A 14663-nucleotide genomic window follows, 5' to 3' on the forward strand; every position below is an offset into this window, starting at 1 on the left:
AGTTATTCTCCAAAAATGTTCTTAACTATTTCTTTATCATCAAAATGATGTTTTACTCCTTTTACATCTTGATAATCTTCGTGCCCTTTTCCTGCAATAAGGATTACATCTCCCGCTTTAGCCAGTGCACATGCCGTTTTTATGGCCTGTTCACGTTCTACAATCAGAAGTGCTTTTTTCAATTGTTCGCTGTTTAGCCCATCTGCCATATCATTGATTATAGCCTGTGGCTCTTCGTAGCGAGGGTTATCGGATGTAAGTATAACCTGATCGCTCAAACGCACAGCTTCGCGTGCCATGATCGGACGTTTTGTCTTATCCCTGTTTCCTCCGCAACCAACAACTGTTATTACACGACCATTTCCTTCCAATACCTCGTGTATTGCTTCCAATACATTCGTAAGAGCATCGGGCGTGTGCGCATAGTCTACAATTGCAGTAAAGCCTTGAGATGAACGGATTGTCTCGAAGCGTCCTGATACCGGTTTCAGAGTACTAAGTACAAGCAGAGCTTCTTCCGAGCTTTGTCCTAACAATATGGTTGCCCCGTAGACAGCAAGCAGGTTGTATACATTAAATACTCCCACGAACTGTACTTGCAACTCTTTGCCATTGATTTCTATTGCAGTACCATCGAAGTGTTTTTCGATGATTCGTGCTTTGAAATCGGCTAAAGAATGAACAGAATAAGTACTTGTTTTAGCCTTTGTATTTTGTAACATTACCAATCCGTTTTTGTCATCGATATTGGTAAGAGCGAATGCTGTTTCGGGTAGTTGGTCGAAGAAAGCTTTCTTCGCTTTTAAGTATTCGCCCATTGTTTTATGGTAGTCCAAATGATCTTGTGTAAGGTTGGTAAATATTCCCCCTTCAAATTTTAGACCACTTATACGTTTCTGATGAATAGCGTGCGAGCTTACTTCCATAAAGGCATATTCGCACCCTGCATCTACCATATTTTTGAGCATTTCGTTCAACGAAATAGGGTCGGGGGTAGTATGTGTGGCATGATATACTTTGCCATCTATATAATTGGCTACGGTTGACAACAAGCCGACTTTATATCCCAACTTGCGGAACATCTCATAAAGGAGTGTGGCTGTTGTTGTTTTTCCGTTTGTGCCTGTCACACCTACCAGCTTCAGATTGTTTGACGGGTCGCCGTACCAATGTGTAGCTATCTTTCCGGCAGCATCGGCGCTGTCTTTTACTTTTATATATGTGATGCCTTCGTTAGAAGTATCTATTTTGCTTTCGTGAAGAATAACTTTAGCCCCTAGTTCCAGAGCGTTTTTTATATATAGATGACCATCCACCTGAACGCCTTTAAGAGCAATGAAAACCGATCCGGGAGTTGCCTTGCGGGAGTCTGTAAAAACTCCGGTTACATCTATATCCTGTTCTCCCTTTATTTCTATTACATCTATGTTTTTAAGTAAATCCTGCAACTTCATATCTGTATTTTTTTCGTTAATTTAATTCTATGGTTATGGTTGCTCCTTTCGTTGTTCTTGTTCCCGGAGCTATAGATTGCTGTTTCACTTTTCCTGCACCTATAAGGTTTACTTTCAGTCCTTCAAGCTCTAATAAATATATGGCATCACGTGCGCCCATTCCTATGACGTTAGGGACTAATCCTTGCTTGATAGAAGAATTGCTTTGAAGAAGAATACCATTGATCGAAGAGTCTGTATTTATCCAGTCTACTTTATCTCCCGAATAGTTGTAATCTTGTTTTAATTTTTTCAAAACAATCTCTGTATTTTTGAATGAACCGCTTTTAACGATAGGTATAAGTGAGTTTACTGTATCTTTCTGAGCAAGGATAGGGGTTGCTACAGTATTTCGTGTATATATTCCTTCGGCAATGGTTTTGAATACCGCTCCCGGCATAAGTCCCCCCGATGGAATTCCTTGTGGTCTGCGTATACCTACAAAGCAAGTATATTTGGGATTGTCTGATGGGAAGTATCCGCAAAATGATACATAATACCCTTCGTATCCCCCTCTGGCTGCAATCATCGCTGTTCCTGTTTTTCCTGAGATAGGAAACATTTCCGATTCAATGGTTTTTCCTGTACCATCGGTTACAACACCTCTTAGAATATCTTGCACCTCTTTGAGGGTCTTTTCGGAACATAATGAAGGATTTATAATCTCGGTTTCAAATTCTTCTTCTATTTTTCCGTCTCTCATGAAGGCTTTGGTGAGAAACGGCTTGATCATCTTCCCTTTATTTGCAATACCATTATAAAACATTAGCATGTAAATAGGTGGCACCTGTGTCTCATAGCCGAATGACATCCACGGCAATGTGGTTTTAGACCATGGATTTGACTTATCATCGGGGAAGCGAATGACAGAAGTTCCTTCTTTTCCTTGTAGTGGAACATCCCATTCTATTTTTTTTGTAAGCCCCAGATCATGGATGCGCTGTACATATTTTTGAGGGTTATTCTCATAACCTTTTAATATCATTTTTGCGATAGCAACGTTCAGCGAAGAGTACATTCCTCTCGCCACTGTTACATAGCCTTTGTCTTGTCCTTTACGCCAGTCATGGTCTTTTACGATGCGTCCCTTATATTCGAACAAACCGTTGCCGACAAAGATTTCTTCATCGGGGGTAACTACTCCGTCTTCGAGGGCAATCATCAGTGACACTGTCTTGAAGGTAGACCCCGGCTCGGACATGTACGAAAAAGCATTTGGATTACCTTCGGCATAAACACCGGGCGACATGCGGTCGAGATTGGTTATGGCTTTTATCTCCCCTGTAGCCACTTCCATTACAATAGCACATCCGGATTCGGCATTGGTTTCTACCAGCTTGTTGTAGAGAGCTTTCTCTGCTAAGTCTTGGACATCTACATTCAAAGTGGTTTTTATATCCCATCCATCGGTTGGCTCGTTCAATACAACGTCTATCCAGCGACCCTGCACGCGTTGGCGTGTTTTTAGACCCGGAATTCCTTTTAGTATAGAGTCGTATTTTAGTTCCAGACCACTGGCTCCTCCTGCATCAAAGTCTTTGTATATAGATCCTACGGTTCTTCCTGCGAGGCGACCAAAAGGTTTTAAACGCATTGTTTTTTCTTCTGTAAACAAGCCGCTCCTATTGCTTCTCTGACTAAAAAATGGGTAGGTGAGAACTTCTTTCAGGTCTATATAGTTTATATCGGGGCGAATAATGCGCACATAGCGGCTGCGAACCTTTACTTTTTGGTTTGAACCGCTCTCCCTATTCCTTTCTATTTGGGCGAGCTCTTTACGGCTCAAGTCCCATCCGTCTAATATTACTCTTTTGTACTGGGCTGCACTTCTGTCGGGAAACTTCTTCGCTAGAGCTTGTGACAGAGGTGTAACGTATTTCATTAATGTATCTTTCTTTATGCCATCGGCCATAAAGTCGACATATACTCCGTAGAGGGGTTCGCTTGTTGCCAGCAGGCGTCCGTCGTCGGCATAAATATTACCTCTGTTGGGGCGTATTTCTCTATCTTTCTTTACGGTTTCTTGTATGCCTAGTTCGCGCCACATGGGGCCTTCTACATACTTTATATTGAATATACATATTAGAATTGCAATAAATATCAGGGACATAATAAGTGCAATCCACCCATATCGGCTGATCGCTATATTCTTTGATGTTCCTTCAGATTTTTTCGCCATCTTCTATTCTTTCTTGCTATTTATTTCTTTCCCAGTTTATATATTGGGTCTTTTGTTTGTTTCAGATCAACACCGTTTTTCTGAACCATATCTTCTACTTTCGATTCGCGGCTTACACCCATCAGCTCGGCTGATATGGTGAGAGACTCATACTTCGCATCTTTTAGTTCGCGCTGAAGAGATTCTATTTTCGCCATTTTCTCGATACAGCTATACCTGTTGCTGATGTAAAGCACAATGATAACGAAGACCGTGATGATAAAACGTGCGTTTTTCCAAAAGAAATCCTCGGTGAGAACAGTCCCCCCAAGAATATACATGATCTTCTTTTTTATATCTTTTACTGTCATATCAAACTTTTTCTGCAACTCTTAGTTTAGCACTCCTTGATCGGGGGTTGCGTTCTTCCTCGTCCTTCGATGGAGTGATTACTTTATTGTTTATCAGCTTGAAAGGAGTTTCGAAGTTCCCGAAGAAGTCTTTTTCTACTTTGCCTTCAAAATTTCCTGTCTTAAAGAAGTTTTTGACAATACGGTCTTCGAGCGAATGGTATGTAATGACTGACAACCGTCCCCCCGGTTTTAGTATGTCAAGAGCCTGCTCCAACATCTCCTTCAATACTTCCATCTCTTCATTTACTTCTATGCGAAGAGCCTGAAATGCCTGAGCCAGTATCTTTTTCTCTTTTTCTCCTCTCCCGACAAATGGATTAAGTGTTGCAAGCAGGTCACTTGTTTTCTTGTAAGGTTTTTCTTTTCTTGTTTTCACAATCACGGAAGCAATCCGCCGCGATTGTTTTAGTTCACCATACAGGTAGAAAACATCTGCCAGCTTTTCCTCTGTGTATGTATTTAGTATCTGCGCAGCCGTTTTTCCTCCCTTGCGATTCATGCGCATATCCAAGTCACTGTCTTCGAAACGGAAAGAGAATCCTCTGTCTTCGGCATCGAAGTGATGTGACGAAACGCCCAAATCAGCCAGTATAGCATCTACACCGTCTACTTTATGATACTTGATGAAATTTTTAAGATATCGGAAATTGCTGCGGATGAAAGTGAACTTGCTGCTAGCTTCAATGTTGTTTATCGCATCTTCATCCTGATCGAATGCATAGAGATGCCCTTTGTCTCCGAGACGTGACAGTATTTCTCTCGAGTGTCCGCCACCGCCAAATGTAACATCGACGCAAATACTATCAGGGTGAAGATTCATCCCGTCAATACTCTCGTGAAGCAAAACCGGTATGTGATATGCATCGGCCATGATTAGTCGTTTTGTGAGCTGTTATTCATTAATGCCTGAATGCGAGCACTGAATTCCTCGGCAGGTATCAGCGTTTTATCCAGAGCATCGTTTGTCCAAATTTCTATTGTATTGTCTACTCCTAAGAATCTTACGTCTGTAATAATCCCCACCATCTGACAGTATCTTTTGGGTATAAGGATACGTCCGTTGGTGTCCATCTCGAGGCGTTCGGCGTCAACAACAAATTGACGAAACAACGCTTGCTGCTCCATGTCCCACCTATTGAGGCGTGAGCGTAATTTCGCAACTTCCTCTTCCCATACTACCAGCGGGTAGAGAACGAGGCAGTTCTGAAATAGATCTTTTCTGAGTATCAATGTGTTCTGGTCGCAAGATTGCAATATCTTACGGAAAGAAGCAGGTACAAAAAGACGTGCTTTTGCGTCTATTTTTGCTTCGATATTTCCCAAAAACTGTAACATTAATACTTTGAATTTTAACAATATACAATATTCGACGTAAAGGTATAAAATTTATACACTTTTCCCCACCTTTCCCCACTTAAAATGTATGAAAAAGTTTTCAACATGAGATGAACAGGTTGTAAACACAATGTTAACAATGGGAGATAAGAATATGTTTGTTGATTATTAGGTGTTTATATACAAATAAGTCCTGCCTTGTTAATAACTAAGGCAGGACTTATTAATATGTCTGTTAATAAATTAGCTAAGGATGGATATGCATTCTTCGAGGGTCAATGATTTCTGTTCGCCGGAAGTCATATCTTTCAGTGTGATTTTGTTTTCATTTATCTCATTTTCACCAACTATAGCTACATAAGGAATCTTGTTGGAATCGGCATACGACATTTGCTTTTTCATCTTTGCCGATTCGGGGAATATCTCTGTAGAGATTCCTTCCTGACGGATTTTTAAGATCAGAGGCAATATGTGAGCTTCTTCTTTTTCGCCGAAGTTGACAAACAAAACCTGTGTGTTCTGTATAGAATCTTTTGGGTATAAATCGAGTTGATTCAATACATCGAATATGCGGTCTGCCCCGAAGGAAATACCTACGCCCGAAACGCCCGACAATCCGAAAATACCTGTCAGGTTATCATAGCGTCCACCTCCGGTGATGCTGCCTATTTGCACATCAAGAGCTTTTACTTCGATGATAGCACCCGTGTAGTAATTCAATCCTCTGGCAAGAGTAAGGTCGAGCTCAAGCTCGCAACGGATTCCTACAATTTTTAGTTTGTTAAGTATATATTCAAGTTCGTTAACGCCTTGTATTCCGGTCTCAGAATCTTTGAGAACCGTTTTCAAGGTGTTTAATTTCTCTTCGTTTGTTCCTTGCAAAAGGATAATAGGTTGAAGTTGCTCGATCGCTTTTTGTGGGATACCCTTCGAAGCAAGTTCTTCGTTTACCTTTTCCAGACCTATTTTATCGAGTTTGTCGATGGCAACAGTGATGTCTGTGATTTTTTCTGCCTCTCCAATAATCTCAGCAATACCTGACAGTATCTTGCGGTTGTTGAGTTTGATGCTCACCCGAATGCCGAAACGGCTGAATACTTCATCTGCTATTTGAATCAACTCTACTTCGTTGATAAGGGAATCGGAGCCAACGATGTCAGCATCGCACTGGAAGAATTCGCGGTAACGTCCTTTCTGTGGTCGGTCGGCACGCCAAACGGGTTGTATCTGATAACGTTTGAAAGGGAATGTTATTTCGTTTCGGTGCATTACAACATAGCGTGCAAATGGGACAGTGAGGTCGTAACGGAGACCTTTCTCGCTTATTTTGGTTGCAAGGCGGGTAGAGTTTTTCTCCAATAATTCTTCATCGGATAAATCTTTCAGGTAATCGCCCGAATTGAGTATTTTGAATAGAAGCTTATCTCCCTCTTCTCCGTATTTTCCCATCAGTGTTGATAGGTTTTCCATTGCCGGAGTTTCTATCTGACGAAAGCCATAGAGTTTGAAAACTTCACGGATAGTGTCGAAAATATAGTTACGCTTCGCCATTTCTTCCGGCGAAAAATCTCTTGTTCCTTTAGGAATTGAAGGTTGTGACATTACTTATCGATTAAAAATATTCAGGATGCAAAGGTAAAAAGAAGTTGTGAGTAAAAGGTCAGGGGCATGAGATATTTAATGTCAGGGGGTAATTTTCAGCGTTATGATAATTGTCGTATTATTTATTAATGATATAATTGTCTTATACATGATGGCTCTTAGTCGTTGTTTGGTTATGATGAAAAGTGACAATATAAAAAGTGCTGAAAACTGTCACCTTTACATACGCTTCGCTCCTGTGACCGCTGGTTGTCACTTTTAACAATTTCGAGTTGGATATATGAGAGAGTCTGTGCTGCTTCTTTGTGGTCGTTCTGCTAATTTTATTGATTTATTTCCCTTATTTTTGTAATCACATATTATTTTATTTATACAAATTATGAAACATATTATATTTTCAATTCTATCTATCAGTTTATTGTTAAGTGCTTGTTCGGGTAAAAAACAAGAAAGTGCAGAGGTGCAAACGCTTACGGTTGGGGTAATGTCGTCAATGGATTATCTTCCTCTTGCAGTAGCTCAGCGTGAAGGTTATTTTGCAAAACATGGTGTAGATGTAAAAATTCAAAAATTTATGTCTGCCAATGAACGAGATATGGCTTTTCAGAGCGGAACTGTAGACGGAGGAGTAACCGATTATACCAGTGCAGCATTGCTAGCTTCGGGTGGGTTTGATATGAAGCTTACTTCTAAATGTCAAGCACCTTTTTATATTGTAGCCGGTGCGCAGTCGGGGATAAAGAACTTGTCGGAGCTGAAAGGCAAGAAGATAGCCGTTTCTCAAAACACAGTGATCGATTTCTGTGTAGATATGGCTTTGGCTAGTGTAGGCCTTACTCCTAATGATGTAGAGAAAGTGGAGATAAATAAAATTCCGACTCGCTTCGAGATGTTGCGGAATAATAAAATAGATGCTACGGGATTACCTAATCCGTTTGCTCTGATTGCTGCAAGCGAAGGTTGCAAGCTGCTTGTGTCTATGGATAGCCTGAAATATACTGTTACAGGTATTGTCTTTTCCCAGAAGGTGATAGGCACTAAGAGTGAGGCTATTAAGAAAATGTACGCCGCATACAATGATGGTGTTGCTTATCTCAACTCACATGCTGTAGCAGATATAAAAGATATATTGGTAAAAGAGCTTCAGTTTCCTGAACCTGTTGCAGAGAAGGTCACTCTACCTGCTTATACCGATGCTCAGCCTGTAACTGTTGCAGACAAAGATATACAACAAGTCATAAGCTGGCTTGGAGGCAAAAATCTGCTTAAAGCTGATTTCAAAGTTGAGAATCTTATAAATGATCAACTGACTAAATAATAGAGATGCTGTCGATAGAAAACCTGGAGGTAAAATACGGAAATACTGTAGCTTTGAATGATTTCTCCCTGACTATAAAAAAGGGGGAAATATATTCTCTTATAGGCCCTTCGGGATGCGGCAAGTCTACTTTATTGAAGGTGCTTTGCGGGATCATAAGAAATTATAGCGGACAGATTGCTTTTAATGGGAGAGCGTTTACACCCAGAGAAGTATCTATCGGATATGTACCTCAACACTATGGTTTGCTGGAATGGAAGACTGTGAAAGAAAACATTTTCCTCTCTTATAAGCTCAATAGCACTAAGGTGTTAAGAGAGGCAGAAGTTTCAGAGATTATCAACTCGTTAGAGATTGATGATATTCAAAACCGCTATCCTTCGCAATTGAGTGGGGGACAGAAACAACGTGTGGCTCTGGCTCGTGCCTTTATTTCTCAGCCCGATATTCTGTTGATGGACGAACCGTTTTCATCATTAGATACATTTACTTCCGAAGCATCGCAACGGCTTTTTCTGCGTCTGTGGGAGAAATATAAAGTAACCACTCTGTTTATCACACACAATATACATGAGGCTGTATCTATTGGCGAGCATATTATTGTAATGAGCAAATCGCCGGGAAGAATTATTCATCAGGTAGAAAACCCCTTGTTCAACGTATCTGAGTACCAAGAGGAAAAGTTGAGGTTTGTGGCATCTATTATCAATAAAATAGGGTACTGATGACAAAGCGTAGAAAACATATTTTCAATTATTTCGGCTACATAATAGGCGGCTTTATCCTGTTTAATGTTATATGGTATATTCTTGCTGCCGGTCTTAGCCTGAAGGCACTGCCTTTCCCTACAGAGGTTTATGGTGGATACTCCAAAGCTTTCGAAAACGGGATATTAGACCACACATTCGCCAGCTTGCGACGGATAGCATATAGCATAGGTATATCTTTGGGGATAGCTTTAGTATTAGGTGTATGGATGGGATATAGTAAGAGGGTGAATAGTCTGTTGGGTCCTATGATTTATTTTTCTTATCCTATTCCCAAATTAGCTCTTTTACCTATCATCATGGTATTATTCGATTTGGGCGAAACATCAAAGATTGTTATTGTTATATTGATAGTCGTTTTTCAGTTGATCATAACGATACGTGATGCTGTAAAAAATATATCGAAAGAAAATTACTATGTTCTTATTTCATTTGGGGCAACGGGCTTACAAAAAATGAGACATATTACCTTGCCTGCTATTTTGCCCGAAGTCTTTTCTTCGCTTCGTGTGGCATTGGGTATCGCAACATCGGCCTTATTCTTTATTGAGACATTCGGAACGGATAAAGGATTGGGATTTTACATTACCGATTCGCAAATGCGTGTGGATTACGTCCAAATGTATTTTGGTATAATTGTTCTTTCTCTGATCGGTTTTATTTTATTTCTGATCGTCGATCTGCTCGATAGTGTATTGTGTAAGTGGAAGAATATATGATTGTTATCTTCTCCAGAAAGCAGGCATAAATAAAGAAAGTACAGTAAATAGCTCTAAACGCCCTGTTAGCATAAGGAAGCTGAGATACCATTTCGACTCGGTTGGTACTTCCGAGAAACTACCTGTATTACCTATCTCTGCCAATCCGCCTCCCACGTTTCCGAGGCATGAAACTGCTGCTCCGAGAGCATTCTCGAATTGCATTCCCGATAAGGATAAAAGTAAACAGCTGAAAATAAGGATGGCAAGGTATAAGAAGATAAAAGCTAAGACCTTGGTTACTACGTCTATCGAAATTACATGGTTATTCAATCGGATAGGGAGTATCGCATTGGGGTGTACCTGACGTTTAAACTCATTGATTGAATTCTTAAACAGAATAATGATTCTCACGATCTTGATACCTCCCGCAGTAGATCCGGCACATGCCCCGAAGACCATAAAGATGACAACTAAGAACTGATAGAAAGAACCCCAACTTATTATATTGTCAGTAGAGAAGCAGGTGGTGGTAAGCATGGATACTACCTGAAACAATGATGTGCGGAAGGCTTTTTCTACTCCTTCTATCTTGCTCGAACTGTAAAGCCCGATGGCAATAATGACAACAAAGAGAATGATAATAGATACATACCATTTAAATTCTTCATTCTGATACAACTTTTTAGCACTGCCTTTCATAAAGAAGTAGATCAGCGTAAAGTTTATTCCACCGATGAACATAAAGAGGGTAATGACATATTCTATATAGGCTGAATTCCAATGGGCGATACTGTCTTGCTTTGTCGAAAATCCGGCAGTGGATATCGTTGTAAAAGCATGGCAAACAGCGTCGAATAAGCTCATTGGCCCTATCCAAAGCAGTATGATAAGAATTCCTGTGAGGAATATATAAACGAGCCATAGGCGTTTGGCTATTTGTGATATGCGGGGGCGAAAACGATCGTAGCCTATCCCTGTGACTTCGGCATCGTACATTACAGATGCATTACCTCCCATGGGTAGAATCGTGGCCACGAACAATACGATTCCTAATCCTCCCATCCATTGGGTTATACTCCGCCAGAAGAGAAGTCCCTTGGGCATACTCTCTATGTCGTTTAGGATGGTTGCACCGGTTGCTGTTAGTCCCGAAATGGTTTCGAAATAGGCATTACTGACGCTGGGTATCGAGTTGCTCAGATAATAAGGAAGCATACCGAATGCAGATAGTATGATCCACGAAATAGCCACCATAAAGAAGCTCTCTCGTTTTCCGATCGGTTTTGGGAAATCTTCGGTTCCTACCAATCGGATTAAAGCTCCTGCAAAGAATGTTATTGTAGAGCTTATGAGCATTGCATCGCCGGCCGCTTCGTGTAAGTAAAATGAAACAATGGTAGCACTCATCATGAATAGCGATTCGATGACAAGCAAAAATCCAATTGTTTTTAGTACAAACCGGTAATTAAAATTGCTCATGTACTTTTTATCCTGTTAATGGAACATTTTCTCGGCATCACGTAGGGTGTCATCCAAACAGAAAACGACTACATGATCGTAAGGCTCTATCAAAGTATCACCATCAATCATCATCGGTTCTCCATTGCGTATCAATCCGCCCAAAGTAACATTCTTGGGTAGCGTTAGCTTTTTTACCTCCTTCTTGGTTACATAAGAGTTCGGTCGAGCTATAATCTCCGCTACGTCTGCATTGGCGATTGTTAATGACTTTACGTTAGATACGTCTGCACTGAGCAGAAATCTGTATATGTTGCTTACTGTTATTAGTTTCTTATTTATAATAGAACCGATATCCAGATTCTCAGCCATCGACATATAGTCCATGTTTTCTACTTCGGCTACAGTCTTGCGTACTCCAAAGCGTTTGGCTGCCATACATGCGAGAATGTTAGCTTCCGAGTTCCCGGTTACAGCCACAAATGCGTCTATATCCTTGATTCCCTCTTGCAAAAGGAACTCAGCATTACGGCCGTCATTATGAAACACGGTTACATTCTTTGGTAGCTTTTCTAAAAGTTGGTAGCTCTTCTCTTTATCGGATTCTAATAGTTTGATGTTTGTATTGTCGGGTAAGTACTGACAGGTGCGGATGGCGATACGGCTTCCGCCCATTATCATAATGTTCTTTACCTCAAAACTGGCTTTGCCTGCTATTACGGGTAGTTCGTTCACGTTTTCTTTTGTTGCGGTAAAGAATACGATGTCGCCCGCTAAAACCATATCCTTTCCTGTAGGAATGATAGTGACATTCTTTCGTTTAATGGCAACGATGTGGAATTTTTTGTCCTTGCTGCTTAAGTCGAAGAGGTACTTATTTACCAACTCCGAGTTTTCTCTTATCTTGATTCCGGCGAGTAATATATTGCCATCGCAAAGTTCTATCCATTGGCGTACCCACGGACGTTTTAAGGCTGATACTATTTCTTTTGCAGCAAGCATTTCGGGATAAACCATAGAGTTGATCCCTAGCTTTTCAAAAAACTCTTTATTCTTGGGTAAGAGGTATTCGTAATTATCGATGCGAGCAAAGGTTTTTTTTGCTCCCATATTCGCAGCCAATAAGCAGGCTGTTATGTTTGTAGATTCGTCAGGGGTGACACCAATAAAGAAATCCGCTTCTTTTATATCCACCTCCATCAAATCTTTTAGGGAAGTACAAGACCCGGTCATCGTCATTATTTCAAGATTAGAGCCAAGGAAGTTGAGCTTCTCTTTATCAGCGTCCATGAGTATAACGTCTTGGTTTTCTGCTGATAATAGTTTTGCTAAATGTGTTCCTACAGCACCCGCACCTGCAATTACAATTCTCATCGACTCTTACTTATATATTTTTTCTTCTATATTATTAGGACTTATTTGTTTATGCAAGATAGACTGCATTCGTTTTACCAATCCTTGTATGTCAAGCTCACATAGTTTTTTCAGGTCAGCAACCGAACCGTGTGTTACGAATTTATCTTGTATACCTGCACGCACTACATTTATGTTCAAATAGTTATTGTCAGCAAAGTATTCTAAAACAGCACTGCCGAATCCTCCGTTGATAACACCGTTTTCGATCGTCAGTACATGAGTAAAGTTCTCTGCCACCTCTTTTAAGATTGCAGTATCCAGTGGTTTAAGGAATATCATGTCGTAATGTGCGATAGAATAGCCTTCGTCTTCAACGATGTGGATAGCTTCACGTGCAGTATTTCCTATTGCGCCTATTGATAAAACGGCAAGATCTTTACCATCTTTCAACTTGCGTCCTTTTCCTATTTCCAGCTTTTGCATTTCGCATTCCCAATCTTTCAATATACCCTGTCCTCTTGGGTATCGGATCACAAATGGTCCTTCGTTACCGTAAGCAGCAGTATACATCAAGTGGCGCAAATAATGCTCGTCGAAAGGAGCGGCGATAGTCAGGTTCGGGACACAGCGCATATAAGCAAGATCGAATGCCCCATGATGTGTTGGTCCGTCTTCTCCTACCAATCCTGCTCGGTCGAGACACATAATTACATGCAGTTTTTGAAGTGCTACATCATGTATGACCTGATCGTAAGCTCGTTGCATAAATGATGAGTAGATATTACAGAACGGTAATAGTCCTTCTTTTGCCAATCCGGCCGAATAGGTGACAGCATGTGCTTCGGCAATACCTACATCGAATGCCCTGTCCGGGAATTCTTTCATCATATAGGTCATAGACGATCCGGTAGGCATAGCAGGTGTAATACCTACAACGCGTTTATCTTTCTTAGCCAGTTCTACAAGCGTATGTCCAAAAACGTCCTGAAAGAGTTGTGGCTGATCTTTTGATTTTGTCACAATACGTTCTCCGGTTTCTTTGTCAAACTTACCCGGAGCATGCCATACTGTAGCCGAAACTTCTGCCGGCTTAAATCCTTTTCCTTTAATAGTGTGGATATGTAGAATCTTAGGTCCTTTCATATCCTTTATATTTTGTAGTATCCGAATCAGGTTTGGTAAATCGTGTCCATCGATAGGGCCAAAATATCGTATATTAAAGCCTTCAAACATGTTTTGTTGTTTGGTCAACAGTGATTTCAAGCTATTGTTGAAACGAAGGATAAGATTTTTACCTTGTTCGGTGATAAGGTTTCCTTTCTTGAACTTTTGATAAACATCATTCCTTACCCTGTTATAGGTGGGCGAGGTAGTCATTTTTACCAAATAATCGCGCATACCCCCAACATTATCATCTATAGCCATATCATTATCATTGAGTATGATAAGGATATCATTTGGTTGAGAGCTTGCATTGTTGAGAGCTTCATAAGCTAATCCTCCGGTCATTGATCCATCACCTATTACGGCTACCACATGCCTCTTCTCATGTTTGAGAGAGGAAGCGACAGCCATACCTAGTGCTGCCGAAATTGAATTTGAAGCATGTCCTGCAATAAAGGCATCGTATTCGCTTTCTTTTGGATTTGGAAACCCTGAAAGACCACCAAATTTACGATTTGTATGAAACAGGTCTCTTCTGCCTGTCAGTATTTTGTGGCTATATGCTTGGTGACCCACATCCCATACAATGCGGTCGTAAGGTGTGTTGTATATGTAATGCAGAGCCACAGTAAGCTCTACTGTACCGAGACTGGAGCCAAAATGTCCGGGATTTTTGCTTAGTTGATCAATAAGAAAACTTCTAAGTTCAGTACATAGAGACTCAAGCTCCTCGATGCTTAGATTTTTAAGGTCAGAGGGAGAGTTTATTGTCTGTAATACTGATATATTGTTGTTTTGTTCGTCCATAAAAATTCTATTGGAATGAAGAAAAATCTTTATTACTATTGTAATAAACAAGCAAATATATAAAACAAAAGCTATTTAGAATAAGATATTC

The 14663-nt window shown here is 40.5% G+C and carries 12 protein-coding genes; 3 read left to right on the forward strand and 9 right to left on the reverse strand.

Annotation, left to right across the window (positions count from 1 at the left end; all coding sequences use genetic code 11):
• Window positions 1–2: 2 nt before the first annotated feature.
• The 6 genes from E4T88_RS14770 to hisS form a co-directional block, all read right to left on the reverse strand.
• A complete protein-coding gene (locus E4T88_RS14770) occupies window positions 3–1454 on the reverse strand; it encodes a UDP-N-acetylmuramoyl-L-alanyl-D-glutamate--2,6-diaminopimelate ligase (protein ID WP_135106752.1) in 1452 nt (483 codons plus the stop codon).
• Window positions 1455–1470: 16 nt separating this feature from the next.
• Entirely contained in the window at window positions 1471–3672 is a 2202-nt protein-coding gene (locus tag E4T88_RS14775) for a penicillin-binding protein (protein ID WP_135106754.1), read from the reverse strand.
• A 20-nt stretch (window positions 3673–3692) separates the two neighbouring features.
• Window positions 3693–4022, reverse strand: a complete 330-nt coding sequence (locus E4T88_RS14780) for an FtsL-like putative cell division protein (RefSeq protein ID WP_006841453.1) — start codon at window positions 4020–4022, stop codon at window positions 3693–3695.
• A gap of 1 nt (window position 4023) precedes the next feature.
• A complete protein-coding gene (gene rsmH, locus E4T88_RS14785; protein ID WP_135106755.1) occupies window positions 4024–4935 on the reverse strand; it encodes a 16S rRNA (cytosine(1402)-N(4))-methyltransferase RsmH in 912 nt (303 codons plus the stop codon).
• A 2-nt stretch (window positions 4936–4937) separates the two neighbouring features.
• Complete coding sequence (locus E4T88_RS14790) at window positions 4938–5399, reverse strand: division/cell wall cluster transcriptional repressor MraZ (RefSeq protein WP_135106757.1); 462 nt, start codon at window positions 5397–5399, stop codon at window positions 4938–4940.
• Window positions 5400–5642: 243 nt separating this feature from the next.
• Complete coding sequence (gene hisS / locus E4T88_RS14795) at window positions 5643–7001, reverse strand: histidine--tRNA ligase (protein ID WP_135106759.1); 1359 nt, start codon at window positions 6999–7001, stop codon at window positions 5643–5645.
• A 379-nt stretch (window positions 7002–7380) separates the two neighbouring features.
• On the opposite strand from hisS, the gene E4T88_RS14800 reads away from it, so the two are divergent.
• The 3 genes from E4T88_RS14800 to E4T88_RS14810 are packed head-to-tail and all read left to right on the forward strand — an operon-like array spanning window position 7381 to window position 9805.
• Window positions 7381–8319 carry an ABC transporter substrate-binding protein gene (locus E4T88_RS14800; protein ID WP_135106761.1) on the forward strand — a complete coding sequence of 313 codons (939 nt, stop codon included), beginning with the start codon at window positions 7381–7383 and terminating at the stop codon, window positions 8317–8319.
• A 5-nt stretch (window positions 8320–8324) separates the two neighbouring features.
• Entirely contained in the window at window positions 8325–9044 is a 720-nt protein-coding gene (locus E4T88_RS14805; protein ID WP_135106763.1) for an ABC transporter ATP-binding protein, read from the forward strand.
• Window positions 9044–9805 (forward strand): ABC transporter permease, encoded by a 762-nt coding sequence (locus tag E4T88_RS14810; RefSeq protein ID WP_135106765.1) that lies wholly within the window; start codon window positions 9044–9046, stop codon window positions 9803–9805. The genes E4T88_RS14805 and E4T88_RS14810 overlap by 1 nt, the downstream gene beginning before the upstream one ends.
• A gap of 3 nt (window positions 9806–9808) precedes the next feature.
• On the opposite strand, the gene E4T88_RS14815 is transcribed toward E4T88_RS14810, so the two are convergent.
• Genes E4T88_RS14815 through dxs form a run of 3 tightly spaced genes read right to left on the reverse strand, consistent with a single transcriptional unit; the run spans window position 9809 to window position 14572 of the window.
• Window positions 9809–11266: a TrkH family potassium uptake protein gene (locus E4T88_RS14815; RefSeq protein WP_135106767.1), complete on the reverse strand. Its 1458-nt coding sequence runs from the start codon at window positions 11264–11266 to the stop codon at window positions 9809–9811.
• 15 nt (window positions 11267–11281) lie between these two features.
• A complete protein-coding gene (gene trkA, locus E4T88_RS14820; protein WP_135106769.1) occupies window positions 11282–12619 on the reverse strand; it encodes a Trk system potassium transporter TrkA in 1338 nt (445 codons plus the stop codon).
• 6 nt (window positions 12620–12625) lie between these two features.
• Window positions 12626–14572, reverse strand: a complete 1947-nt coding sequence (gene dxs, locus E4T88_RS14825) for a 1-deoxy-D-xylulose-5-phosphate synthase (RefSeq protein ID WP_135106771.1) — start codon at window positions 14570–14572, stop codon at window positions 12626–12628.
• Window positions 14573–14663: the final 91 nt, after the last annotated feature.

The organism is Dysgonomonas mossii (genome assembly GCF_004569505.1).
In the GTDB taxonomy this organism is placed as follows: Bacteria; Bacteroidota; Bacteroidia; order Bacteroidales; family Dysgonomonadaceae; genus Dysgonomonas.